Consider the following 24,898-nt stretch of genomic DNA (forward strand, 5'->3'; position numbering starts at 1 on the left):
GGGTTGCTGTCTATTTCAGCAATTCAGGTACGATCGCGCTTAGTTAGCGCCAAGTGGTGCCGAACGGGTGCTGATCAGCTACCAGAGGTAGATAGAATGGAACAGACAGAAACGGTTGCCTGGTTACGCGAGAATACCAGCCTGAATGCCCTTTCAGAGAGTGCTTTGGAGGCGATCGCAGCAGCTATTCACGAAGAGACGGTACAAGAAAATCGACGGTTGGTTTTGGAGGACACACCGCCTGAATCGCTCTACATTCTCAAGTCAGGACGGTTGGAAAGCTACCACACCAGTAAAACAGGGCTTGCCAATGCGGTTAGCCTTCTGCCAGGAACCATTCTGCACCTCAAAGAATTGGCGTTAGACCAACCTGTCGAAGCGACGGTCATCACACTCAGCGACTGTGTTTTGTGGACGATTCCTAGAGCGGAATTTTTGGCGATCGTCCAGCAGCACCCCGAAATTACTCAAACGTTGTCGCGGCAGTTAGCCAGCGAATTGGATGAGGTATCAGCACAACTGGCGTATGAACGCGAGCGACAGACGGCATTGCGCCCCTATCTGGTGCCCAAAGTGAAGCGGGGGATTGTCGGTTCTAGTCGCTATGCCACACGGTTGCGCCAGGAGATCAAAAAGGCGGCAGGCGATCGCCGATCGGTGCTGGTCTTCGGCGAACCAGGATTGGGCAAAGACAACGCGACTGCGCTGATTCATTTTGGCTCTCGCTACCGCCACGATCCCATCATTAAGATCGACTGCGATACCCTGCAAGCCAATGGCTCAGAGCTGTTTGGGCGAGTGGGTGGCAAAGCGGGACTGATTGATTGGTTGGGTGAAGGAACCCTGCTGCTCAACAATGTGCAGGAGTTAACGCCGGACTTGCAGACGAAACTGGTGCGCCTCTTGGAAACCGGAGAATATGACTTGGTTGGGCGCGATGGCGAACCGCCTGCACCGTCCCGCCAATGTCAGGCACGGATCGTCATGACATCCGAGAAGGTGTTACCAACGCTGGAGCGCAAAGGTCTGGTGGGCCATATCATTCGCGTCCCACCGTTACGAGTGCGAAAAGCCGATATTTTATCTCAGGTAGAATATTATCTAAGCTTATTCTGTCGTTCTAGAGGGATTGCGAAACCAAACGTGACGCCAGAGGCACTGCGCCGGCTTCAAGGCTACGACTTCCCTGGCAACTTAACGGAGTTGGAGAACCTGGTAGAACGGGCGGTGCTGCAATCAGACGGCGCTTCAGAACTCACCGAAGAAGTGTTCTGGTCGGTCAGTGTGAAAACCAGGCGCTTTCGCGTCAATTTGCTCAATACGTCACCAAAGCTACGTCAGTTTTTACGGAGTCCCTGGTATCCCGATCGCATCAACTATGGCTTCACCCTCGGCTTTTTTGCGGTCGTTGTCGCCGTGCTGATGCTGGGGCCGCAGAGCCGTCATGACAACGTCGCTCTGAATATGTTTTGGGCGTGGTGGTGGCCTGTCATGCTGCTGGCGTTTCCCTTTGTCGGACGGCTCTGGTGTTCAGTTTGTCCGTTTATGATCTACGGCGAATTAGCCCAGAAGCTTTCGCTCTGGCTCTATCCCCGGCAGCTGTTGCCCTGGCCCCGACAGCAAGCCGAAAAATGGGGCGGCTGGTTTTTGTTTGGCCTGTTCACCTTGATTTTGCTGTGGGAAGAACTGTGGAATTTAGAGGACACCGCTTATTTGTCCGGTTGCCTGCTCTTACTGATCACGGCTGGTGCAGTCATCTTCTCGCTGTTGTTTGAACGCCGCTTTTGGTGCCGCTACCTCTGCCCGATCGGCGGCATGAATGGACTGTTTGCCAAACTCTCGATGGTCGAACTCCGGGCACAGCAGGGCATCTGTTCCGCAACCTGCACGACCTATCAGTGCTATAAAGGCGGCCCACAGAAAGGTGAAGGTCAGGAAACGGGCGGCTGTCCGCTCTATTCCCATCCGGCGCAGCTTGAAGACAACCGGGATTGCGTACTCTGCATGACCTGTTTGAAGGCCTGTCCCCATCGATCGGTGGAGTTAAACCTGCGACCACCTGGCATTGAGCTATGGACAACCCATAAGCCAACCTACGCTGAGATTTGCCTGCTGTTCTTGCTCTTTGGCGCGGTGTTTCTGCATCGTCTGCCTGAGATTGAGGCGCAGTTTGGCTGGCAGTTACACCTGGACAATTTTGGCATTCATGCGGGTGTTTCATTGCTGGCCTTGCTGGTGCCGGGTGCGATCGCCCTGGTGGCCCATGCCTTCATCCAACTACTTCAACGCAGCTACAAACCCCGACCTTTTTTGGAGTTAGCGTATGGCTATCTGCCCCTTGTCTTAGGCGCAAGTCTGGCACACTACTTGCGCTTAGGACTGGCTGAAGCAGGACAGGTGATTCCCGTTAGTTTCGCTACTTTTGGGTTTGGCACAGCAAATTTACCGATCGCTGTTGCCGATCCTGCCGTCATTGCCTTCTTGCAAAGCGTGACATTGATTTTTTCTTTCTGGCTCAGCGTGATTTTGACCCAAAAAATTGCCCGTCAGGCGCTGGTGAATCTCCTGCCACAGTATCTGGCAATGCTGGCGATCAGCTCTCTCTTGTGGAAGGTGATGGTCGGTTGGTGAGTTCAAGGCACCCCTTCATCATGCAATGCTGGTGTGATGCAAGGCTGGTGGTCTTCCAGTTCAGACTTGATGTCCAGTTTTATGAGAGGTGTCATGGCTCGCAAGCGCTTTGTGATTGAAATGGGTATGGGTGTTGATCAACACGGGCAGGAACCGACAGTAGCGGCGGCTCGCGCTGTCCGTAACGCGATCGCTCATAATGCCCTTCCTGGCATTTGGGAAGTCGCTGGTTTAAGCGATCCTGATCAGATGCTGGTCGAAGTGCAGGTTGCTGTCCCATACCCTGACCAGGTAAGACAAGCAGATGTGCTGGCAGTGCTGCCTTTTGGACGCAAAACGCTAAAAGTAGAGGCGGGCGGCATGATTGTTCAAGGCCGCGCGATCGCGTCGCTGCATGACAAGAACGATGAAATGCTGGTCGCCGTCGCCTCTGTGACGGTATTGGTTGAAATGCCGGATGCGTAGCCTTCCGGTTCCTCCCCTTCATCCCTTGTGTGGAAGCGGTTTGCCGGTACAGTGGCGATCGATGAGTTCTAGCAATGCTTGGTAATGAGTGATTGGCTTGACACAGAGCGCATCGGCTTGAGAACGGTCTAACAAGGCCTAGCGCTCATTGAGCATGGCGTAGGCAGTGACGAGAATAATGGGAAGATGCGCCGTTTCGGGGGTGTTTTTCAGAAAGTGTGCCAGATCTGCACCACTATAGCAATAGACAGATGGGTTAGGACGGGGTGCAGGGGTTCCACCCCTGGCTGGGGGCAACGCCCCCACACCCCCTTTGATCCACATGTCCTAAACGTTGTGACGATCGCTATAACGGCTTGTCCTTCCCATTCAGCTCCAGGTAGATTGACATCCATCAGCACAATATCAGTGGGTTGAGATCGACAGTGCCAAACGATCACAGCTGGCTCAGCGTTAGCTGTGGGAATACTTGCGGAGCGCTTGTAGTCGGTCAACAACGCTCATGTTGGATGGCTTCAGATCGACTCATAACCCCCGACACGGTAAGGTTCGTAGACGCATCCTTTCCCGACCCAGTGAATGGTACAGCGCCTATGCGCCATTGGCTACGAGATCAATCTGGTGAAGCAGCTTGTAGCCAATCAGTAGCGATTGAATCAGTTCCAAAGCCAGGAGCATCGTCCACTAGCGGGATGTGAGTTTGCGCTACGCAAGACCGTCATTGACTGGAGTCATTTTCCAGAGCGATCGGAGTGAGTTTAAAGCGATCGCTCTCACTTGACGTGGACACTGAGTAGCGTTTTTAACTTGCTGCCGATTAAACTATCTGCACTATAGCCAAACTAACTGGGAGCGGCGGGACGATCGCCCAGTTTGAAATAAAACGTAGCGCCCTGACCGGGGTGGCTTTCTGCCCAAATGTGACCGCCGTGGCGCTGGATAATACGATGAACGATCGCCAACCCGATACCGCTACCCTCAAACTCTGCCTGCGAGTGTAAGCGCTGAAACGCACCAAAAAGCTGGTCAGCATACGCCATCTGAAACCCGATGCCGCGATCGCGCACATAGATAATGTCGTCAGGCAAGGTGCCGATCTCAATGTGGGCAGGCGGTTGCTGACGAGTAAACTTAATGGCGTTATCCAGTAGATTGACAAAGACTTGTCGAAGCAGGGTTTTGTCACCGCTTACGGTAGGCAGTGCGCCAAGGCTGCACTGTATCTGCTGGGGATCACTTACTACTTCTGTAGTACTGGTAACTATGATCGCCTCTGGTCGTTGAGCGAGAACTGCTAGCACTAGCTGATTCAAGTCAATGAGCGTCTCTGCCATCGGCCGTCGCCCAACCCGCGAGAGCGTCAGCAGACCGTCGATCAGCTCTTTCATTTTGTGACTGCTGTCTTGAATAATTTCAAGGTAGTGCATTACTTTTGGATCAGTCAGCAACTCATTTTGCTGTAGGCGATCAGTTAACGCTGCAACAAACCCGCTGATGTGCCGTAGGGGCGCGCGCAAATCATGGGAAACCGAGTAGGAGAAGGCTTCTAGCTCCTGATTGACAATTTCAAGCTGTGCCGTGCGATCGACCAGCGTCTGACGTGCTTCAACTAGTTCTGTAATGTTGCGGGAGGAACCAATGAGCGCGTAGACCTCCCCATTTGGCTTCTTTAACGGAATCTTGTAGGTGTCAAAATGCAACAGACCTGACGGCGTCGTGTAGCATTCCTGGAAATGTAGGGTTTCGCCAGACGTAAAGACTTGGTGGTTTTGTTCGGCAAACGTGGCGGCCAAGTCTGGGGCAAAGCATTCAAAGATCGTTTTACCAGCAAGCTGGTGGCGACTCTCCCAACCGATTAAGTGAGCGAGCGCATCATTACCGAAGAGCATCCGCATCGTGTCGCGCTCGACCACAAAAATGCCGTCAGGGAGCATGTTGATAAAGGTCATGAGTTCAGCAGTGCGCTGCTCAACGAGTGCCTCCAGCTCTAAATTTTGTTGCTCTAGGGTTTGGTTGAGCTGTCGAATTTGGGCTTCTGCCTGTTTGCGATCGGTAAAATCAAGCACCGCTCCCATCATGCGGATCACTTGACCCGATGCATCATCAAGACCACGCCCTCTACCGATCAGCCAGTGCAGGCTCCCATCGGGATGAATGACACGGTACTCCGCTTCAAAGTTAGTCTTCGTTTCCAAGGCCTGTGTGATTGCCTGCTCAACCCGATCAATATCCTCAGGGTGAACCCGATCGCGCCATGCCTGGTAGCTCGGTTGCACCTCACCAGGCACCAACCCTAACAAGCGTGCGTGGTTCTCGTTCCAGATGACCTCGTTTGTGGGTAGGTGCCAGTCCCAAATGCCAATGTGGGTAAAGTCGAGAGCAAGCTTAAAGAACGCCTCATTTTCGCGCAGAGCCATTTCAGAGCGTTTGCGATCGGTCACATCCACACCAATACCCCACGCCCTCCAGCCAGGAATGGGAAAGCGATCGGAGATATTAGACCAGGCAACGGTTTTCACGCTGCCATCACGACACGTCACGTCCCATTCCCAATCACGGTAATCGTTACCACGCCCTGCCCAAGTGTCGACCATGTGCTGACGATAGCCTGCATCAGGGTAGAGCAACGCCATGGCCTGTGGATTGCCAATCATTACCGCCGCACTGTAGCCAGTGACCCGCTCAGCCTCATGGTTCCAGACAACCATTGTGTTCTGATTGTCAAAGGCACCGAGCATCACAGGCATGTTTTGCAGAATTAAGCGTACCCGTTCTTCGCTCTCTCGCAGCAGCGTTTCTGTTTGCTGTTGGGTGCGAAGCGATCGGCGTGAAAGCCAGTAAAGCATCCAGGCAGTGGTGCCAGCAAAGATCAAATCTTTGACATCTTGCCAGTAGGGTAGCACTGTCAAGCTAGGGACAACCGTGTCTAGCCAAAAATGCGATAGAGCAATCCACAAAACAGCGACGATAAAATAGGCTCCAGCAAGCTTTTGGGGCAGCAACCTGAGCGATCGACGCTGCAATTCAGAAGCAACGGGACGTTTGAAATGGGCGCTTTCATCGTGCATGGAGGTATGCCGAAGGCGATAGCCAACATTCGTATTATGAGCACTGGGCTACCGAGTCTGCTGATTTCTATTCAATCGTAAAATAAAAATTTGAGGTTGGGATGCTGAAGCTTCACCTGACTCCCTAATTCTGATTTCGCGTCTGTCGTGCCAATTCCAGAAGCTGCCCCCAACGCTTTTGAAGTTGTTTGGGCGTACACTTGAGCGCTTTGAGAATCTCTTGATCCGTTGACTGCGCTTGCTTCAACGTCAACAGCTGCCGCTGGTCGGGTGACAGCTGGCTGATAAAGAGCTGCCAGTGCTGGGTCGATAGCCCCAAGTTTTGGTCAATGTCAGCACCCAGCCACTGGTGTACGAGCTTCCAATTTTGCGAAAGGGTAAATTTCTCGACGTGGTATTTGAAACGCTGCTGTAAGTAATCACGTTCACGAGCCGAAAGACCCAGCACATCATCGATTTCAGGAGCCGAAAGGTCTTGCAATTTGAGGGTGAGGTAGTTGACGCAATCGGTCTGTCCCTGAGCTTCCAGGTATTGAATGAGTTCGACGATGACCCGATCGCGTAGTACTGCTTCAGAAGGGGCATCGACGGCATCAGCCACCATCCGTTCGCGTAACTGGTGCGCTAGAGGCGAACGATTGTACGACTCAGACTCCTCGCCTTTTGGTGACTCCAACGCTTGCTCAATATCGATCGACACTTCCAGCGGTTGACGTTGCCCAAAGCGTTGAGCACGTAAGACAACTAACTGCTGGCTATGGCCGTTCGGCAGTGAAATGCGTCGCTTCGCATACTGCTCTGTAAACGCCATATACTCCGCCAACTCCAGCCGTGTGCGGGGTTGGTAGTCTTCTGGCAGTTCGTTTTCGCGCCGGAAGGCTTTGAGAGACTCAGTATAAAATCCTTGTAAAAAGTCTTCAACCAGGCTGTAGCGTGCCTGAAAACCAAGCTGCATCCGGCTAGGCGCAATGTGACGATAAATCATTGAGCCAAGTGTACTATGCAGCTCCACCCGCCCCCGGCGAGAGCCAAGCTGATAGTAATTCAAGCACTTTTGCAAGCGGTGGCGGGCTAGCGAGAGCTGCCACGATCGCACCCTACCAGAGTTCTGAATCCGTCCACTTTTGTGGCAGATGCGGTCAACTTCCGTTGCAATCCGGCTGGCGAGCCGCTCAATATTGCCACCAGGCGTAGTCACTTCAGCACGAAGTTCCCGCGACAGAATTTGCGTCAGTGCGGGGATGTCTAAAAAATCGGCTGCACTTCTAGGTTTTGACAGTGCAGCATCGTGATCAGGCTCATCCCGAAGGTCAGGATGTTGTTCAGCGGTCGCGGCGACGGCATCAGTGGGGACTACATTTGCCGAAGCGGCCGCTTGGGGGCGGGAAGAGGTTGAGTCGAAGTTCATGGCGCTGGTAGTGCACAGGGGCGAGGACAGTAGATCAGGCAGGGGGTAGTTCAAAGTTTTGAGTTTTGAGTTTTGAGTTGAAATGATTAGCTCAATGCTTACACACTTAAAATTCATCACTCTCTCACCCAGCACTTCCATCTACACATAGAAAATGAGCCGCTACAGTTCAAGGCGGGTCGAGGTATGTCACTTTCTCAGGTGGTTAGCCAGAGGCTCGGATTCTGTACCGCGGGTAACATGCAATCGACAGTGCTTGATTTAGCCTACACCCATCAGCGGCTAATGGTTCGATACGTGCGATCGTCTACTTAGAAACGTCATAATTGTTCGGTTACTTTAGTGGACAGTTAAACTAATTGGTTTAACCCGTTTCTACTGCCCAAGCGGCTACTGCCTCCCACCCCAGACCACGCCGGACGACGATCGGTTCCTCGCCAGTGAGATCCAAAATAGTTGAAACATGGTAGCCGGGTTCGGTGCCGCTATCGACAATGACATCAACCAATTTTTCCAGGCAGTCAAACAACTCGAAGCGCAAAACCTCCTGCTCTGTTTTGTTGCCGCCGCTTTTTTTGCCCTTGTTCGGCGTGGCATCATCAGCAATCATGTGAGCAGAGGTCGAAATAATCGGATTGCCCAAGGCATTCATCAAGGCTAGACAAAGCGGGTGGTCAGGCACTCGAATACCTGTTGCCTTCCGTTTTGGGCTCATGACCAGCTTGGGGACAAGCTTGGTCGTCGGCAGCAAAAAGGTGTACGGCCCTGGAATGAGCCGTCGCATAATCCGATATGCCGGATCGCTTACCACTGCGTATTGGGCTATGTCAGAGAGCGATGGGCAGAGAAACGTGAGGGGTTTGTCATTGGAGAGCTGCTTGATTTGCCGCACTCGCTGAATGGCGCTTTTAGAATTAAGATCACAACCGATCGCGTAAACAGTGTCAGTGGGGTACAGCATGACAGCACCACCCCGCAGAGCATCGACAATTTGGTCAATGACCCGCGTCTGTGGATTGTCAGGATGAAGCGAAAACAGAGTAGACATGGAGGGGGAAAGTGGAAAGGATAAAGGATGAAGGAGAAAGGATAAAGGATAAAGGATAAGTTTCGAGTTTTAAGTTTTAAAGGAGGAGTGAGGGGGAAGGAATAAGTTTTGAGTTTTGAGTTTTGAGTTGATCGCGATTACTGACTGCTGATCATACTTTGAGCCTTTAGCCTTTAGCCTTCTGCCTCTTGCCTTCTGCCTCCTCCCCACTAACCACTGACCTTCTAAACGATGACTAAAATTGCGTATTTAGACTGTCCGACTGGCATTGCAGGTGATATGTGCCTGGGTGCACTGGTTCATGCAGGAGTGCCGCTGGATTATTTGATTGCCAAGCTTAGTCAATTGGGTATTGAGAAGGAATATCAACTACGAGCAGAGCGGGTTAATCGTAACGGTCAGCAAGCGACGAAAGTGCATGTAGATTTGCTCCTTGATGCAGCCATGCACGATGAAACTGCCGCGATTGCCAGTAGCAACACAGCACCTCGCGCCAGCCATGACCATACCTATTCTGCTACAGAACGGGTTGCGGCAACTGAAACGGACGGTGCACAGTCCCATTCGCACAGCCACGATCCGTCGCATAGCCATAGCCATAGTCATCATCCGTCTGTCATAACGGATGAGCATACGCATCATGAACTAGTACGTCACCTGCCCGAAGTGGAGCATTTGATTCTAGCGGCTGGCCTGCCTGCACAAGCTGAAACGTGGAGCTTAGCCGTGTTTCGTAAGCTAGCAGAAGCAGAAGGCGCGATCCACGGTGTACCGCCTGAGCAGGTTCATTTTCATGAAGTGGGGGCAACGGACGCGATCGTGGATATTGTCGGCACCTGTTTAGGACTGGATTGGTTGGGCATCGATCGACTGTACTGTTCGCCACTGCCGACTGGTGGCGGTACCATTCGGGCTGCCCACGGTCGGTTGCCAGTGCCTGCACCTGCGGTACTGAAACTGTTTGAGCTACGCCAGGTACCGCTTTACAGCAACGGCATCGATCGCGAAATGGTCACTCCAACCGGAGCCGCGATCGCCACTACTCTAGCCACCCAGTTCGGTTCGCCACCACCAATGACGCTGCACCGCGTGGGACTGGGGGCAGGCTCCATCAGTTTGCCATTGCCCAATATTTTGCGACTGTGGATTGGTGAGGCAGGGGAGGGAGAAGGCAGTCAGCGGTCAGCGGTCAGCGGTCAGCGGTCAGCGGTCAGTAATCGCGATCAACTCAAAACTCAAAACTCAAAACTCAAAACTTCTTCCCACCCGATCGCCCTTCTAGAGACTCAAATCGACGACCTCAATCCGCAAGCGATCGGTTATCTCTATGAGGCGCTGTTTGCGGTGGGTGCGTTGGATGTGTTTACGCAGGCGATCGGCATGAAGAAATCGAGACCGGGAATTTTGCTGACGATCGTTTGTCATCCAGAGGCTGTAGCGGCCTGCGAAGCGGTGATGTTTCGGGAGACGACAACGTTGGGCATCCGGCGATCGATCCAGGAGCGTACGGCTCTCCATCGAGAGATGCAGTCGGTGCAGACAGAGTACGGCACGGTGCAAGTGAAGGTGGCATGGCTCGATCGCAGCCAGCTAGAGCCAACCAATGTGCAGCCTGAGTATGAGGATTGTGCCCGCCTGGCGCGACAGCACCAGCTTCCTTGGCGAGATGTGCATCGCTTAGCCCTAGAAGCCTGGTACGCGCACCATAGTAAAGCCTCAAGCGGAGTCTAAAACTGATCGGCAGCACCCGGCTGGTTGAGGAAGTCGTCGGCATTGCCCTTGGCGGGGGGGGCTGCTTTGGTCGTTGCGCTGGTCGGTTGAGTCACCTTCGCGGCGGCTTGAGCGGCTTTGGTTGCAGGTGACTTGCCAGTCGTCGGATTCACTACTCCTGGGATGATGCGCTGCCAGTTGATATTGTTTTCAGGATCGATTGTGACCCGAATCGTATCAGGCTTGTTGGGTCTGACAGCGACGGTCTTGAGCTTCGCTGCCTGCGATTTTGGATCAATTACTTTTGGCTTTAGCGTTGGCTGTTTGACCTCGATCGCGCATTCAAACGTCTGCCCTGCCTTGACTGCTTTATAGATGCCGCCACAACGAATCAAGGGGCGAGAACCAATCTCACCTTGCACTGATTCCTGCACGATCGTTTCAAACTTTGCCAAATTTAGCAAACCCTTCGCATTCGGCACATCCCATAGGACGTTGCCCTGAGCATCTTGCTGCTTCACTGGAATGGTAAACGTGTAGCCTGTATCGGTTTCACCAATGCACTCAAAGGATTGCCCAGCTTCTGGCTTAATGTTCTTGGGGCAGGTAACCGTCTTTAGCGAAACGCCACCCTGTTTAATCACATCTTGCTGGATTGATTGAGCCACACGATCGTCATCAAGCGTTTTGCCACACGCCGATAGCAGCAACACACCCAACGTCAGCAGTACAAAACGGTTCACGCTTTACCATCCTTACAGTCACCCAAACTACACTAGCGGTCTTGGGTAAAGGATGCGTTAAGTAAGGGAAGACGGTAGAAGAAGTCGCTTCACTTCTCTCTTCCAACTCAAAACGCTTCCCCCACTTCCCCCGTCTCCCTTGCTCCCTCCTCTCCCTTATCCTTTCAACGCCGCCGATCGCTGCTGAATTTCTGAAATCTTGAAAACTGCTTGAAAGGGTAAGCCAATTTGCTCGTAAAGTTCAGCGCCACCCTGCAGGCGATCGACCAATGAAATGATGCCATTAACCTGATATCCTGCCTGCTGTAAGCGTTCAACGGCTTTAAGTGCAGACTGCCCGGTCGTGACCACATCTTCCAGGACGGTGACGGCGCTACCTTCGGGTAAATGAGGCCCTTCAATGTAGGCGCGGGTGCCGTGCCCTTTAGCTTCTTTACGAATGATTAAGGCAGGCAGCGATCGCCCTTCGTAGGCAGCTACAACACTTACCGCGGTCACAATGGGATCAGCGCCTAACGTCAAGCCAGCGACTGCTTGCGTGCCTGCGGGTAACAGCGGCAGCACAAGACGACCGACCGCTAAGCCACCCTGGGGATGGAGGGTTACCTGTTTGCCATTAATGTAATAAGAAGCCCGCTGACCCGATGTGAGTAGAAAGTCTCCTTCTTGGTAAGCAACCTGACAAAATAGATCCAAAAGTTGCTGACGCAAGGTAATTAAATCGACGGTAGCAATTGATTGCGACAAGTCCGTTAGTGATCGACTATTTTTGGTCATAAATTTACGTAAACTCAGTAGAATTGATGCAGACTAGAGAACGAACTTGGGTAGACTGCAAGCAATCGCTTAGCAAGTGGGCTAATAATAATTGGTTGTGAAGTAGCTGAGCTTAAACGTTTTGAGCCGCAAACTGTAAACCAGGTATTCAAGCTTGATCTTAGTTCTAAACGTAAACATCCACAGATCAAAACATTGAGGAGTGATTCTATGGGCATCGGCTATAAGGGCACTATTGTTGGGCTCGCAGTCATTGCATTGTCTACCGTTGCAGCTTCAGCAGCGATCGCTCAAGAAACCTTTGACACTCCCACTACGGGGGTGCCTAGCAATATTCCCGATCAGCTTGATCAGGTACAGTTCTCCAACGATCGTGATTATTTCCGCAATCGCTCGATTCCGAGACAGGTTAGCTACATGTTTGGTCCCGGCATCCTCATTCGCAACTCCTTCCCCGAAAACGAGATTGCACGTGATGGCAAAGCGATTTATCTGTTCTATCAAGATTTGCTAGCGCGTCAGATGTCAAGTCGTCCGGTGATTCGCACGCCTGACTTACCGACTCCGTTCAACCAATCGATTCGTGAGATTACTGTCGAAGCAGCCCGTCCGCTGACCACTAACTTTCCACCAACTGAATCCACATCACCGATTCCCGCAACACCATTACAGACCAAGCCACGCGTACCGGCTCTCTGGTAGAACAGTGGCGCAAACTTGGCACTTTGACGGTGAAACCAGATCCAGGGTGCAGGGGTCGAACCTGCCTGAGGCGAATTATGAGTTCGCTGCCTAAACCGCTCGGCCAACCCTGGGTATCAGTCTGAGTGCCAATATTGTATCTCGATTTTTTAACTTATTCCTCTAGGCTGATTCAGGTTTGTGGGATGTTTGGGCACGCGGAGGGAGAACCCATGCGCCTTGACGTTTGGCTGTTGAGAATGTTTACGCCGCATTGTGAGCGTGTATGTCTACAATTGGAGCGATTACTCCGATCGTCATTGCCAGTGATCGTGCCCCTCGCCTCCCACTGCCCACGCCCATGAAGCTAAATTCGACCGTAGCACTGACCCTGATTCTCCTCGTATCAATGGTTGCCGCTGGCTTAGTCAGTGCCTCTTGGGGCTCTTCATTAGGGCGGGAAGCGCTGAAAGGCATTACGCAGCCTGACACGCGCCCAAGCAACAATAAGGCCGGTAATCGGGCAGGTACGACTCGACGTGAAGAACTTGCTGTTTTGCCCGAAAGCGACATTATTGCCAATGTCAAAGTTCGGATGAATGGCGGCACAGGCAAAGACCTAAAAGCAAGCCCTGTTGCAACGACCAAAGCGGCGACGACCAGCGCAGCAAAGACTGAGTTGCCCCTGTCCGTTACCAGTCAAGATGTGATGCTGGAGGTGAAGTCGGCGCGCCAGCAAGGAGAACTCATGGTTTTAGCAGTGAGTCTCCAGAATGGGGGCAAGCAATCCATCCGCTTTGTCTACGATGCGTTGAATGTGACTGATGAGCAGGGGCGGACGCTCAAAGCCAGTATGGAAGGGCTGCCTGCAGAACTACCAGCCGCCAGCCGCGCGTTTCCTGGCACCGTTAGCATTTCTGCCAACCTTCTGGATGGCGTTCAAAAAGTGTCCCTCTCACTCACTGACTATCCAGACAAGCGGCTCCAGCTACAGTTGTCGAACATTCCCCTTGTCCGGTAGAGGATTTTCGCTTCATGCTTCTACAGGAGAGACCCTTCGGCCGTGCTACACATAATAGGCTGTCTGCGCATTGGCGTTGTGGTTAGTATCGGTCTGCTTGACCCATCCACGACTCAACTCACGTGGTCGTCCATGTTAGTGCGCATACTATCAGTGCTGTTGCTCATTGCCATCAATGCGTTTTTCGTCGCGGCTGAGTTTTCGATGGTCTCCGTGCGGCGATCGCGGATCAACCAGCTAGTGGATGCAGGGGATGTGCAGGCGCGAACGGTGCAAGCGTTGCAGCAAAGTATTGAGCGGTTGTTGTCGACCACGCAGCTAGGCATCACACTCTCCAGTTTGGCATTGGGCTGGATTGGAGAGAGCGCACTGGCGGTTCTGGTCGCCCAATGGTTGAACCAACTCCCCCTAGCAGAGGGCAATAGGCACGTACTTGTCCATTCGATTGCCATTCCAGCGACGTTTTTACTGCTCGCTTACCTGCAAATTGTGCTGGGTGAGCTGTGCCCCAAATCTATAGCGTTACTGTATCCAGAACAACTGGCACGGTTTCTTGCAGCTCCGAGTTTGGCGATCGCCCGTTTCTTCCATCCGTTTATCTGGATTCTGAACCAATCGACCCGTCTGCTGCTGCGGTTAGGCGGCATTCAATACACTGGTCAAGGGTGGTCAAACCAGGTGACGCCCGAAGAGTTGCAGCTCATCATTGCGATGTCAAGCGAGTCGACTGGGCTAGAAGCAGAAGAGCGGCAGTTGCTCAGCAATGTGTTTGAGTTTGGTGACGCCTCCGCAGGTGAAGTGATGGTGACGCGCACGAGCATTGATGCGATCCCCTACGATGCCACCTTCAAGCAACTGCTAGAGGAAGTCGCGCAATCGGGACACTCACGCTACCCCATCATCGGTGAGTCGCTCGATGACGTACGTGGTCTCATTCATTTTCAAGAATTAGCAGAGCCACTGGCGCAAGAACCGTTTAACTTGAATCGTCCGATTCACGACTGGCTCCGCCCTGCCCGTTTTGTGCCGGAATATATGCTGTTGAGCGAACTGCTGCCCCTCATGCAGCGATCGCGCCAGTCGATGGTGATGGTGGTTGATGAGTATGGCGGTACAGCAGGACTGGTGACGATCGAAGATCTCATTGCTGAGATTCTGGGCGATACGGCTGAACCTGCCAGTGATGATGACATGAGTATCCAGATCCTGAGCGAGCAGACGTTTTTAGTGCAAGCGCAGATGGATCTGGAGGAAGTCAACGAGATGCTTAACCTGGATCTGCCTCTGACTGATGATTATCAAACGCTGGGTGGGTTTCTCCTGTTCCAACTCCAAAAAATTCCTCAGCCCGGCGAAGTCCTCCGCTATGGTGACTTTGAATTTACGGTTATTTCTGCCGAAGGCCCCCGTCTGCATCAAATTCAAATCCATCGTTTGGAAGTGGTTGAAACGAATCTGGACGACTTTAGCATGACTGACGCAACGACGACTGCTGCAGAACAGGTCTCAAGCGTTGACGAAACCTCAACAACCGAGCGTCCATCGGAAGACACCTCCTCCTTTCTCTGAGGCTGCCACTAATCGCCCTGTGGCAAGGCATACTGATCGCTACCATCACCGAGAGCAAATTCGAGTGAGTGGGGCAGCGTCTTGTTGCATTGAGTGATAAAAACAAGCACTGATAGAAACGCCAAACCGCTGGCTAGACCAAAGATGCCCCGGTAGCCAATGTATTCAGCAAAAAAACCTAACGCTGGCCCCGCGATCGCAATACCCAGATCAAAACCGCCAACGCACAGCGAAAAGACGCGCCCCCGTTCATGGGCTTCAGAGCGATCGGCAACCAGCGCCACTATTAACGGCAGAAAGATCCCAGTGCCAGCACCTTCGAGCAGCCCTGCTAGCAGAAAGGCCGTAACACTATGAGCCGACCATAGAAGAAGCATCGTCAGCGCATAGAGCAGCAGCCCCAGGGTGATAAACCGCCCGCGTCCGTAGCGGTCAGACGCACGGCCCGTCAGGAGTCGTACGCTAAAACCTGCTACTGCTGCTGCTGTGTAAAAGAGGCCAGCGTTTAAGTTCACCCCTGCTTCTTGGATAAACAACGGCACAAACGTACTTAAAACACCAAACGCTAGCCCTACTAAAAGCATTGCTAGTGTTGGGGTGCGCAGCCGTGGACTGAACAACAACCGCCAAAAGGCTCCTTTAGTGGTGTCTGCCATCATCGGCCCTATCAGCATGGGCGCTTGAATCCACAGGCCACTGACGAGACCCGCAAAGCCTAGCCCGGCTGATAGCAGAAAGAGCGGTGTATACCCTAACCAGGCCTGCACAAAGCCCCCCATTGCGGGGCCAACAGCCACACCGATCGGATTCACCAAACTCATGTAACCAATCACCTCACCCCGGTTAGACGGTGGTGACAAATCAACCACAAGCGTGCTGTAGGCCGTTGTAAACGCAGCTATGCTCAGCCCATGAAAGGCGCGAATAGCGATCAGCAATGGAATCGACTGGGTCATCAGGTAGCCGAGAGGCGCGATCGCCACCGCTGCCAACCCCAGTAACAGCACAATCCGGCGCCCCCGGCGATCAGCTAACCGACCCAACCACGGACGAAACAGCAGCAAACCAACCGCAAACGCACCGATGACGACACCAACCTGGTATTTTGTCCCACCGACATCTCGAATGTAGAGTGGCAGTGTTGGTAGCAGAGCGGCCAGACTCGACCAAAAAAGCAATCCAGTTGCAAACAAGACCAACAAATTGCGCCGAGTCGCTGGTTCTAGAGTGCTAAAGATTTTCACGCATTTTCCTCCACCAAACGAACTCACGCTGGTCTTATGGGATGCTAGCTAGCAGGCGAAGCAGAGATCAGCATTCCGCTTTACGCGCAATGGCAAAACCAAGCCCCCTTACATATCATGAAGAGTTCTTAACAATATGGCTACAAACTGGAGTTGAGGCTAGTTTTCAAAAGCACCATTAGCAGCGTCTCGCCCCGAAAATTTTGCGTAAAAAAGCGCTATCTATGACATTAGCCGAAACAAAAATACCCAACGCAACTGCTTTTCGATCGCCTCATGTCACCTGCAAAACCCACAAAAAACAGAGCCATGACTCAAGATCAATGGCTCTGCTCAACAACGGGCTACAAATCGCAGCTTGCACGAACTGCTAAAGACAGGTATTCAATGGCGAAACAGGCAGAATAGGAAGAGTTTAGCCGCTTATGCACTAGACCAAAGCTCAGCCGGGACGCGTAGCATCCTTCTGCAAACTACCTAAAGTGCCTGACGAGAGACGATTTTTTCAAAAGTTGCCTGAGTCTGGTGAAGCATCTGCTCACGGCTATCGACAGTTTTGGTTAAGGTCGGCACCAAATTACGGGCTTGGAGTGCCATATGAAGCTGAAGGTGAGCGACGTACTCGCTGAAATCTTCCCGGTAGGACGTACTTGAGGACTGATGTAAAGGCGAATTCAAAGCGTTCTCCTTCTCAACTCTGTGTCGTAAACCAACGTTATGAAAGTAACATGCAGGCTTTTTCGCTCCTGACTCTGCAACGAAGATTAACGGTTTGCTTGCCGAACTATTGAGAAACGTAAAGTTTCTTGTCCGTCTCTTCAAGCCGCGATCGCCGATGCTCAGCAGATCCGTCGTTCCAGTGCCGACGCCCCTTGTTACAGGCCTCTGAAAATGAATTGGTCAAAGGCTTTATTCCTCTTAAGACATATGCTATGTTTATTTACCGTGCCTGGTTGTACCACACTTGGACGCATAGCTCAGTTGGTTAGAGCACCACGTTGACATCGTGGGGGTCTCCCGTTCGAGTCGGGATGTGTCCATTGAGTTTTATCAGGTAGGGTAAGGGTTTCGCCTCTTACCCTGTTTCTCCGTTGTGTCATCTTGGGTACACTTAGAGATGTTTGGAAGCATTTTGAGATCAATTTTGAGATCAATTGCCTTAGAGAGCATGGTCACAACATGGCGAAAAGTCGTAAGCGGGCTGAGAAAGGCGAGATTACTCTCTGGCAAAGAGGGGGGAAGTTGTGGCTTCGCTGGCGGTTTGAGGGGCAGCAGTTTCAACTGTCTCTAGGATTGGATGACACGCCTTACAACTGTCTCAAGGCGCAGGAAGCAGCGACGCGAATCAAAACTGACATTGCCTACGGACAGTTCAACCCAGAGAATCTGATAGGGTACAAGCCAAGCCTGAGATTAGTCGAAGATGAAATTGATCTCAAGCTGCCCGATCCCTCCACAGTGAAGCAGTTTGAGGCATATATCGAGCATCGCCGATCAGAAGGTACGAGTGGGCAGGCGATCAGCAGTCGCTACTCACCCATGCTGTCTAACCTCAAGCGGTTCAAGGTAAATGTAGAGGATGAACCAACCGCACGGGCATTTGTGGCTGTTCTGCGATCGCGGCAATCGCCGCGTATTGCCAACCAAAGCTTAACGATGCTCAAAAGCTTTGCAGATTGGGCAATGGAATCTGGGCAAATGAAGCATAACCCCTTTACAAAGATTAAGCCTCTGAAGGTTGATAAGTCCCAGTCACGGAAAAAGCCCTTCAGCAAGCAGGAAATTAACCTCTTTTTGGCAACCATCAAGACAGATCAACACTACTTCCACTACCACGATCTCTGTATGACCCTGTTTTACCTGGGATTGCGACCTTCAGAGGCAATTGGACTCAGGTGGAAAAACATTGACTTTGACCGTAGACAGGTGACAATTTGTGAGAGCTTATCGCGTAGCCCGGAGGGAAGGACGGCTGGCTATGCCCGTCAGCGCAAGGGGCTAAAAACCACTGATGGCGATCGCGTCCTAGACCTCACTGACAAGCTCTTCACTATGCTCCAGGGTCGGAAGCCCTTGGATGCTAACCCCGAAAGTTTGGTGTTCTTATCCCCTACGGGTAAGGCGATCGACGATCATAATTTCTCTCAGCGGTGTTGGCGTTCTATCTGTGAGAAAGCAAAAATTCCATATCGCTCTCCCTATAATGCCCGTCATAGCTTACTTAGCCATTTAATCGAGTCCGGTGCGACATTGCCTCAGACTGCTTATGTGGCAGGGCACGCAAATACTCGAATGGTTTCTGAAACTTACGGGCATATGATCAACCGCGCTAAGATGATCGACTTTAGCTAAGGGCTGAATTTGTCATGTGACTTGGCAGTTATGAAGAGGCTATCCGCTAACAATCTCTAGTCTCTCTTCTCCCGTCTTTCAGTAGCGCTCTATTTTGTTAATGGTAGTTATTCTTTTAGAGAATAAGAAGGCTAGGCACCAAAATATAGCTCGGTTAACAGAAAAATATTCACAAGAGATTAAGTAACATTATCCAGGAAACAAACGTAAACTATTTGTACCTGAAGTTTAAGTGGTTCGTTTTAGGTAATATTAGGTATTTTAGAAGAGTAGATGTAGAACCTATTCTAGAGAATGAAGATTGAAGACTTCTCTCAAGGTAAGTATCAGTTTGCTCATCTTTTTAGTCATGGAGATCCAGACGGGATCTTAAAGGGTAGGTACTGCGAGGTTAGGTACTACTGGATAGCATCAGGTCAGGCACAAGGTGACGTTAACTTTACACCCTTTTGGAAAAGTGTAGGAAGTGACTGTGAGACAGCAACAGATGAGGAGCGGATAGCAAGTGCTATCGCGAATATGCCTCACTCTGACTTTTTCATTAACTTCACTTCTTTTGACCAAGTACGGGAATGGATAGGGATCAAAGACTACTGCGTGCAGATTGCTCAATGCTTTTTAGCAGAGCGTGGACAACAAGATGATGCGCTCCTTACGGAGCTTGAGGCAGTGCAAATTGACCAATTTTCTTATGATTATGCGTGGGCAGCAACTAATATCTATAAATCGCTGTGGCGTATTTTGGAAAAAAGAGGGAGAGCGATCAAACATCTTTTAGAAAAAGGTACGGGTAATTATCCATTTACCTCAAGTCGGGATTTGCTGATAGAGATTATCAGGGAAGATCTTGAAGGAGAATTTATAGGATGTCTCAAAAGGCGCTATACCTATAAAGCTTCGCAGATTGCTGAAATTGCTAAACTCAAGCGAAAAGAGCATCGAACAGAACTAACTAATTTAGAACGGAAGAAATTATATCGCTTAATAGATCAGTACATTCCTTATGCTAAATGGTTCAATTACAGTGTATTAGCTGCCGATAAATTGGCAGAAACTGATCACTTTACGAATGTGCATCTAGAAGCCTACAGGGCCAGTCTAGCTGAACTTGCTAAGCTCCAAATTCAAAGAGATTGCAAGCCTGATCTGAAAAAACACCGACGTTCATCTCATACATGGGAGCAAGGCAAGTGTATAGAGGGTGCTTTAAACTGGAATGCTTAACAAAACTTTGCGTTAGCACATTCTTGTTGGATTCTAAGCCTTAAGTTGTGATTGGGCTAGTTACACAAACTGCCCTATGAATCCCCAATTCTGCAACAAACATCGCTTGTCGGACGCAACCGGACTATCGCCTGAGACGTTCAAAAAGTATCGTCTCTCTGGCAAATGGATTGAAGGAGTCCATTGGCAAAGGCTTAATTCTCGTTGCGTTCTCTACAACCTTTCGCTGATCTTGGATTGGGTTGCTAATCGCAGTAGCCCATGCGTTCATCAACGAGCGATCGAGTCTTATTTGGCTGCACTGCCTTCCAACCAACCGAAGAAACGGGGACGGAGGGCAGGTTAATGGCACTAGAAAGCGAAAGCGATCGCGAGAATCCACCCCGCGATCGCGTCTCTTCAAATGAATGTATCTCGACCCATTCTAACACTGAGACGCTTGATTCTCAAGTTGATCAAACACAAGCGATTGCTCAGTTAACAGCCCTTGGCTATAGGCAAGGCGATCATATCTACCTCCGCTTTTTTCACCCTAAAGGCAAAGGTACAGGTACAGGTCGCAAGCTAAGAGGGACATTTCCTGATCTGCCGTGGGCACAGATCGCAAAGTTGCAAGCTCAAGGGATGGGGTGTTATTTCGTCGTGAATGGTGGTGGGCACCGTGACATTGATGTGACTCAGTGCCTCATCATCTTCTATGAGCATGACGATTTAGATAAAGAGCCACAGCGATCGCTGTGGCAGGCTCTCGGTCTACCAGAACCCACCATCCAGATTGATACGGGTGGCAAGTCGATTCACTCCTTCTGGGTACTGCAAGAGTATATAAAGCCTGAGCAGTGGAAGGTTCTGCAAACAGACCTACTTGCCTTCGCAGACGGCGATCGCAGTTTGAAGAATCCCTCCAGGGTCATGCGGTTGGCAGGTTGCTATCACAAGGGAACAGGTCAACAAAGCACGATCATTACCAACTCTGGTAAACGGTACAGCTATGAGGAAATGCGATCGCTCATACCTAATCACAAGGTAGACCGTGAAAGTATCCAGACTGCTCAACCGGAGTCGAAACCTCAGCCAGAGCAGCCTGATCTCAATGACTTCCTACAGCACGAAGTTTATCCAAAGCTCACGGCAGAGCAGCTCTACAACTGGGTAGGGCATGATTTCCAACCGCGACCGGGAGACAAATTGCAAGGGAACTGCCCCTTTCATGAAAGCACGACTCATACCGCCTTCTGGGTAGAGCCGACAGCGGATAATGTGACTTTTTCATGGGCTTGTCCTACCTGCACAGATAACCAAAAGAAGAACCCTATCAGTTATCGGCATCAGTTGAGCGGTGGTAATGGTTCTCCTCTCGGGAAAGACTTTATCGCCCTTGTTCAGGCATTGGCGGATCAGGCTGGTGTAGCCGTGCCTAAGCTGTCGCAAAGGAAGAGACACAGCAAGACTGCAAAAGACGCATCGGAGGCGAAAACTAAAGCTGAGAGCACTTGGCGAGCACCTGAATCGTATCAAGGTGAACTTGGCGAGTGGAAGCAATCTAACAGTGAGCAAGGGATTGCAAAGCGATTTGAAAGTAAGGCAAACTTTGATTTTTCGGTAGAACGAGAGCTGTCGAGTGCAAGTGGAGGTGGCGTTGTCTTAAAGTTCAAACGCTCACTTGATCCAGTCCCCAAACAAGTGATTCTAGAATCGACCGATTTCACGACGGTTGATCGCTTTGTCGATGCGGTCAAGGTGGCGATCGGAACGGGTATCACCTGTAATCTCAGCAAGTCTGAGCTTAATAACCTCTATCATGTGAGGCTCACTGAGTATCACAAGCATGGTGGTAAAACCTTCAAACTAGCCCAGAGACAGGGCAGACAAGCTGATGGCATCTGGGTTTTTCCCGATCAGCAATTTAAGGGCGATGGGACACCCATTACAGAGGAAGAGAGTGGCTGGGTGTTTTGCCGCTCCTTAAGTGCAGACGATTATATCCCTGCACCTCAGATTGCAGCACCCTCCCCAGACGGACTAAAAGCATACTGCCTGAAAAAGCAACAATTCTTTGGCTCTAACTTTATGCCTTCCTTGTTGGTTGATGGGTTTGTGATTGCCACACTCCACGATCAAGACATCATGGCATTGGAAGGTGCTTTTCCGATCCTGAATCTCTGCGGCGAACCGGGCGTTGGTAAAACGCTGTTAGCGAAGGCTTCCCTTGCCCTGGCAGGATGGCAAAACCCAGACCAGGCAGTTCTCGCGAAGGTAAGTGAGTCTGCCATCTATGAACGGCTGAAGTTTATGGGATCTCTGCCTACCGTGTGGGATGATCCAAACCGCGACGAGCCAGTAGACTCGATTAGTCATCGGATTTATAACCGCTTCCCCAGAATTGTCAGGGGAAACCAGCAGGAACCCCACGGTAGCCTCATTGTCACTTCTAACTTAGGCATCGGCGAAATCAACCCAGCGACGAAATCCCGCATCATTCCTTTGCATGTTCAGCAGTCAACTGATAGCGATCGGTTTACGCTACCAGACCTCATTGAGGCTCAAAAAACGGTTTCGAGTTGCTTGCCATCTTTGCTCAGATTGGGTTATCCCAGAGCACAAGTCAAAGCCCTAGAAAAAGAACTGCTGCGCTATCTCCCCACTGCTCACGATCGGACAGCGTTTCATCTGGCACTGGTGACACACTATGCGGGTGAGTTGGCAAGGCTGGCAGCACTTGACGTTGACCCGAAAAGCTGGGTCATACAGCATCTCTGCCCCTACCTGAATGATTCCCATTCTGGACTCGATTCGGTTTCTGATTTTCTCTCCAAGCTGAGGGTTTTAGAAGCTGACAATCTTGTAGGTGAATGGAATAAGGTTCGAGTCAATGCGAAAGAATATGGCGATTGCATCGCGCTGTACCTTCCCTCGATCTGGCAGGCGACAGAGCAGAAATTTAAGCCTGCCTACAATCAAGCCACCCTAGAGCGATCGCTCATCGCCAAGGGGGCAATCAAGAATAGGGCGCAAAAATTTTGGGAGAACAAAGATGAAACGCTTGCCTATAAACGCTCTCGTATCCAGGGACATAACGAAGGTGAACACTGGCAGCCGCCCTCACCGCCAAAGCGCGTGAATCGAAAAGCCTTGCTCATTCCTTTCGCGATCTGGATGGGGCTTTGCCCTTCAGGGACACAGGAGGGTGAGGGTGATTCAGACCCGGTAGAGTCTGAACCTGACTGTGAGCCAGTAACCGCAGTAACCGCCAGTAACCTGACCCTGGTTACTGACCAGAGTCTAGACAGGGAAGGTAATTCAGGTCATCCAACCATAACCAGTAACCAAGTAACCAATAAAATGATGATGATGATGATGGGATCATCCCAGAAGACACCAGCCAAAGTGAGGCTCTGGAGGTTATTGATGATCTAGATGAGAATGAGCAAGCTCTGAAAAAAGCGGTTACTGGGTTACTGGGGGGCAGATCACAGCCTCAAAGCCAGACAGAACAAGGGATAGAGCAGTCACCAGATCTCGGTTACTCGCTGGTTACTGAGGCAAAAGCGGTTACTGGACAGACAACGAAACCGCTTCAAGTTGACCATGACTGGAGACCGCAAGCGGGCGATCGCGTGGAAGTCCTCCACTACGGCTCCTGGCAGACTGCCACACTAACGGTTGTACCCGACAATGCTGTTCACCCGACGAAGCGGGTTAGCGGTTGGAAGGCAAAGCTTGATTCTGGGTTAGAGCCGTATATTTGGGAGCGTAATCATCTCCGACCCTTACTTAGCTGTGGATAGGCTAGCCAAAACGCTCAAACCGTTAAGCGTTGAGTATCGTGGTAGTGAAAGCTTCAACCTGGGGAGGTTTGCTGATATGGTAGCCAGTCCTGAAGTGTGCCGGATGAATGGCGCAAAATCAAAAGGAGCCGTTACTGAGAGAGGGAAGGCGATCGCGTCTCGCAATGCCACCAAACACGGGTTACTCGCTGAAAAGCCTCCCATTCTGGTGAGTGAGGATTTAGAAACCTTTCAGGGCTTGATGCAAAATTTGGTTGACCAGTACCAACCAACGGGAGCCGTGGAATGGCATCTGGTACAGACGATCGCCATGTGCATTCAGCGGCAAAACCGCCTATGGGTCGCAGAGGCAGCGATCGGCAATGCTCAACTGTTGCCTCCTGTCGCCAAGCCTTCTACTGATGAGACGTATCCACTCCTCAAACCAACTGAGCAGGATGAGCGTTGGAGTGTTTTTCACCCCCACAACTTGAGGCGGGAACGCAAGCTGCTCACCTGGTTTATCGAACGGAATCAACGGGAACACTTCCCCACCGAGCGCCGCTCTCGCTATTTTGCTGACATCTGGAAGGATTGGATCGAGTCTACGTTGCAAGATTTAAACCAGTTCAAAAATGAGTATCCAACTGATGGCATTCCAGGGAAACCGGGTGATACTTTAGCGCTCATCGACCAGGAACAATTCTCCAGTCGTTACCTCAGCTGGCTGAGAGACCTCTGTAAGATGCAACATCCCTTTGCAGAATGTTGGTTTTATGGCATCACCTTGAAAAACGCCGCACCCCCTAAAACGAAGGGTCTTTGGGACTATTACGCACAGACACACACGACGATTTTAGAGACCTGTCAGAAACGGATTGAGCAAATTGAGCAGATTGAGCAGAAGATACAGCAGGAACGCGATCGCTACCAGAGCGAATTGATTGCACGTCAAGCCCTGACTGCTAGCCCTATTCCTCAGTCGATTGCCTTGCTGAGTCGGTATGAGTCGCATATCGCCAAACAGTTAGAGCAGGCGATCAGGCAGCTTCAAAATTTGCAGAAGGAACGGCAGCATGGGGGTTCTATGGGTTCGTTTGGTCAAAACTCCGATCGCCACGCGGCGTCGGCGACAGCTTCCTTCACTTCTCAGTGATTGCGCTAAACTTGATTCGTGTGCAAAAGTGCTA

Annotated in this window: 20 protein-coding genes and 2 tRNA genes; 13 read left to right on the plus strand and 9 right to left on the minus strand. The window is 51.2% G+C overall.

Annotated features, from left to right (window positions below):
* Positions 1-96: 96 nt before the first annotated feature.
* Together C7B82_RS23695 and C7B82_RS23700 are read left to right on the plus strand one after the other, a co-directional pair.
* On the plus strand, positions 97-2,631 hold the full coding sequence (locus tag C7B82_RS23695) for a sigma 54-interacting transcriptional regulator (protein WP_106259133.1): 2,535 nt from the start codon (positions 97-99) through the stop codon (positions 2,629-2,631).
* A gap of 93 nt (positions 2,632-2,724) precedes the next feature.
* Positions 2,725-3,096: a Lin0512 family protein gene (locus tag C7B82_RS23700; protein WP_106259134.1), complete on the plus strand. Its 372-nt coding sequence runs from the start codon at positions 2,725-2,727 to the stop codon at positions 3,094-3,096.
* A gap of 138 nt (positions 3,097-3,234) precedes the next feature.
* On the opposite strand, the gene C7B82_RS32635 is transcribed toward C7B82_RS23700, so the two are convergent.
* From C7B82_RS32635 to C7B82_RS23720, 4 genes are all read right to left on the minus strand, one after another.
* Positions 3,235-3,420, minus strand: a complete 186-nt coding sequence (locus C7B82_RS32635; protein WP_181357634.1) for a response regulator — start codon at positions 3,418-3,420, stop codon at positions 3,235-3,237.
* 518 nt (positions 3,421-3,938) lie between these two features.
* Positions 3,939-6,164: a PAS domain-containing sensor histidine kinase gene (locus C7B82_RS23710; protein WP_106259136.1), complete on the minus strand. Its 2,226-nt coding sequence runs from the start codon at positions 6,162-6,164 to the stop codon at positions 3,939-3,941.
* Positions 6,165-6,288: 124 nt separating this feature from the next.
* A complete protein-coding gene (locus C7B82_RS23715; RefSeq protein ID WP_106259211.1) occupies positions 6,289-7,572 on the minus strand; it encodes a HetZ-related protein in 1,284 nt (427 codons plus the stop codon).
* A 364-nt stretch (positions 7,573-7,936) separates the two neighbouring features.
* On the minus strand, positions 7,937-8,620 hold the full coding sequence (locus tag C7B82_RS23720; RefSeq protein WP_106259138.1) for an L-threonylcarbamoyladenylate synthase: 684 nt from the start codon (positions 8,618-8,620) through the stop codon (positions 7,937-7,939).
* 231 nt (positions 8,621-8,851) lie between these two features.
* Here C7B82_RS23720 and larC point away from each other — a divergent pair, with 231 nt between their 5' ends.
* Positions 8,852-10,351, plus strand: coding sequence for a nickel pincer cofactor biosynthesis protein LarC (gene larC, locus C7B82_RS23725; protein ID WP_106259139.1), 1,500 nt, complete (start codon positions 8,852-8,854; stop codon positions 10,349-10,351).
* On the opposite strand, the gene C7B82_RS23730 is transcribed toward larC, so the two are convergent.
* On the minus strand, positions 10,348-11,073 hold the full coding sequence (locus C7B82_RS23730; protein ID WP_106259141.1) for a DUF4333 domain-containing protein: 726 nt from the start codon (positions 11,071-11,073) through the stop codon (positions 10,348-10,350). The genes larC and C7B82_RS23730 overlap by 4 nt on opposite strands.
* 156 nt (positions 11,074-11,229) lie before the next feature.
* The gene (pyrE, locus tag C7B82_RS23735) at positions 11,230-11,850 is read right to left on the minus strand and encodes an orotate phosphoribosyltransferase (RefSeq protein ID WP_106259143.1); all 621 of its coding nucleotides are present in this window, start codon (positions 11,848-11,850) and stop codon (positions 11,230-11,232) included.
* Positions 11,851-12,060: 210 nt separating this feature from the next.
* Between pyrE and C7B82_RS23740 the strand changes: the two genes are divergently transcribed.
* Positions 12,061-12,552 (plus strand): hypothetical protein, encoded by a 492-nt coding sequence (locus C7B82_RS23740; protein ID WP_106259144.1) that lies wholly within the window; start codon positions 12,061-12,063, stop codon positions 12,550-12,552.
* Positions 12,553-12,592: 40 nt separating this feature from the next.
* On the opposite strand, the gene C7B82_RS23745 is transcribed toward C7B82_RS23740, so the two are convergent.
* Positions 12,593-12,665: transfer RNA gene (locus tag C7B82_RS23745), tRNA-Ile, on the minus strand.
* 152 nt (positions 12,666-12,817) lie between these two features.
* Between C7B82_RS23745 and C7B82_RS23750 the strand changes: the two genes are divergently transcribed.
* Together C7B82_RS23750 and C7B82_RS23755 are read left to right on the plus strand one after the other, a co-directional pair.
* Complete coding sequence (locus C7B82_RS23750; protein WP_245940065.1) at positions 12,818-13,552, plus strand: hypothetical protein; 735 nt, start codon at positions 12,818-12,820, stop codon at positions 13,550-13,552.
* 132 nt (positions 13,553-13,684) lie between these two features.
* Positions 13,685-15,121 carry a hemolysin family protein gene (locus tag C7B82_RS23755; RefSeq protein WP_106259146.1) on the plus strand — a complete coding sequence of 479 codons (1,437 nt, stop codon included), beginning with the start codon at positions 13,685-13,687 and terminating at the stop codon, positions 15,119-15,121.
* Between the two features lie 8 nt (positions 15,122-15,129).
* Here C7B82_RS23755 and C7B82_RS23760 read toward each other — a convergent pair whose 3' ends face one another.
* Both C7B82_RS23760 and C7B82_RS23765 read right to left on the minus strand, forming a co-directional pair.
* Complete coding sequence (locus C7B82_RS23760; protein WP_106259147.1) at positions 15,130-16,365, minus strand: MFS transporter; 1,236 nt, start codon at positions 16,363-16,365, stop codon at positions 15,130-15,132.
* A 477-nt stretch (positions 16,366-16,842) separates the two neighbouring features.
* Positions 16,843-17,043 carry a hypothetical protein gene (locus tag C7B82_RS23765; RefSeq protein ID WP_106259214.1) on the minus strand — a complete coding sequence of 67 codons (201 nt, stop codon included), beginning with the start codon at positions 17,041-17,043 and terminating at the stop codon, positions 16,843-16,845.
* A 288-nt stretch (positions 17,044-17,331) separates the two neighbouring features.
* Here C7B82_RS23765 and C7B82_RS23770 point away from each other — a divergent pair.
* From C7B82_RS23770 to C7B82_RS23795, 7 genes are all read left to right on the plus strand, one after another.
* Positions 17,332-17,405 (plus strand) — tRNA-Val (locus C7B82_RS23770).
* Positions 17,406-17,544: 139 nt separating this feature from the next.
* The gene (locus tag C7B82_RS23775; RefSeq protein WP_106259148.1) at positions 17,545-18,717 is read left to right on the plus strand and encodes a site-specific integrase; all 1,173 of its coding nucleotides are present in this window, start codon (positions 17,545-17,547) and stop codon (positions 18,715-18,717) included.
* A 294-nt stretch (positions 18,718-19,011) separates the two neighbouring features.
* On the plus strand, positions 19,012-19,941 hold the full coding sequence (locus C7B82_RS23780) for a hypothetical protein (protein WP_106259150.1): 930 nt from the start codon (positions 19,012-19,014) through the stop codon (positions 19,939-19,941).
* Between the two features lie 76 nt (positions 19,942-20,017).
* Complete coding sequence (gene xisR, locus C7B82_RS23785) at positions 20,018-20,287, plus strand: excisionase family protein (protein ID WP_106259152.1); 270 nt, start codon at positions 20,018-20,020, stop codon at positions 20,285-20,287.
* Complete coding sequence (locus C7B82_RS23790; RefSeq protein ID WP_181357640.1) at positions 20,203-23,358, plus strand: hypothetical protein; 3,156 nt, start codon at positions 20,203-20,205, stop codon at positions 23,356-23,358. Before xisR ends, C7B82_RS23790 begins: the two co-directional genes overlap by 85 nt.
* A 200-nt stretch (positions 23,359-23,558) precedes the next feature.
* Positions 23,559-23,729 carry a hypothetical protein gene (locus C7B82_RS32640; RefSeq protein WP_181357635.1) on the plus strand — a complete coding sequence of 57 codons (171 nt, stop codon included), beginning with the start codon at positions 23,559-23,561 and terminating at the stop codon, positions 23,727-23,729.
* Entirely contained in the window at positions 23,722-24,864 is a 1,143-nt protein-coding gene (locus C7B82_RS23795) for a hypothetical protein (RefSeq protein ID WP_146141246.1), read from the plus strand. Before C7B82_RS32640 ends, C7B82_RS23795 begins: the two co-directional genes overlap by 8 nt.
* The last annotated feature ends 34 nt before the right edge of the window (positions 24,865-24,898 follow it).

The sequence above is a fragment of the Stenomitos frigidus ULC18 genome (assembly GCF_003003795.1).
GTDB classification, from domain to species: Bacteria; Cyanobacteriota; Cyanobacteriia; order Leptolyngbyales; family Leptolyngbyaceae; genus Stenomitos; species Stenomitos frigidus_A.

What these genes read in the sequence shown, in the direction of transcription:
- C7B82_RS23695 (WP_106259133.1), top strand. Translation starts at nt 97, where the DNA reads ATGGAACAGACAGAAACGGTTGCCTGGTTACGCGAGAATACCAGCCTG.
- C7B82_RS23700 (WP_106259134.1), top strand. Translation starts at nt 2,725, where the DNA reads ATGGCTCGCAAGCGCTTTGTGATTGAAATGGGTATGGGTGTTGATCAA.
- C7B82_RS32635 (WP_181357634.1), bottom strand. Translation starts at nt 3,420, where the DNA reads ATGTGGATCAAAGGGGGTGTGGGGGCGTTGCCCCCAGCCAGGGGTGGA.
- C7B82_RS23710 (WP_106259136.1), bottom strand. Translation starts at nt 6,164, where the DNA reads ATGCACGATGAAAGCGCCCATTTCAAACGTCCCGTTGCTTCTGAATTG.
- C7B82_RS23715 (WP_106259211.1), bottom strand. Translation starts at nt 7,572, where the DNA reads ATGAACTTCGACTCAACCTCTTCCCGCCCCCAAGCGGCCGCTTCGGCA.
- C7B82_RS23720 (WP_106259138.1), bottom strand. Translation starts at nt 8,620, where the DNA reads ATGTCTACTCTGTTTTCGCTTCATCCTGACAATCCACAGACGCGGGTC.
- larC (WP_106259139.1), top strand. Translation starts at nt 8,852, where the DNA reads ATGACTAAAATTGCGTATTTAGACTGTCCGACTGGCATTGCAGGTGAT.
- pyrE (WP_106259143.1), bottom strand. Translation starts at nt 11,850, where the DNA reads ATGACCAAAAATAGTCGATCACTAACGGACTTGTCGCAATCAATTGCT.
- C7B82_RS23740 (WP_106259144.1), top strand. Translation starts at nt 12,061, where the DNA reads ATGGGCATCGGCTATAAGGGCACTATTGTTGGGCTCGCAGTCATTGCA.
- C7B82_RS23750 (WP_245940065.1), top strand. Translation starts at nt 12,818, where the DNA reads ATGTCTACAATTGGAGCGATTACTCCGATCGTCATTGCCAGTGATCGT.
- C7B82_RS23755 (WP_106259146.1), top strand. Translation starts at nt 13,685, where the DNA reads ATGTTAGTGCGCATACTATCAGTGCTGTTGCTCATTGCCATCAATGCG.
- C7B82_RS23775 (WP_106259148.1), top strand. Translation starts at nt 17,545, where the DNA reads ATGGCGAAAAGTCGTAAGCGGGCTGAGAAAGGCGAGATTACTCTCTGG.
- C7B82_RS23780 (WP_106259150.1), top strand. Translation starts at nt 19,012, where the DNA reads ATGAAGATTGAAGACTTCTCTCAAGGTAAGTATCAGTTTGCTCATCTT.
- xisR (WP_106259152.1), top strand. Translation starts at nt 20,018, where the DNA reads ATGAATCCCCAATTCTGCAACAAACATCGCTTGTCGGACGCAACCGGA.
- C7B82_RS23790 (WP_181357640.1), top strand. Translation starts at nt 20,203, where the DNA reads ATGCGTTCATCAACGAGCGATCGAGTCTTATTTGGCTGCACTGCCTTC.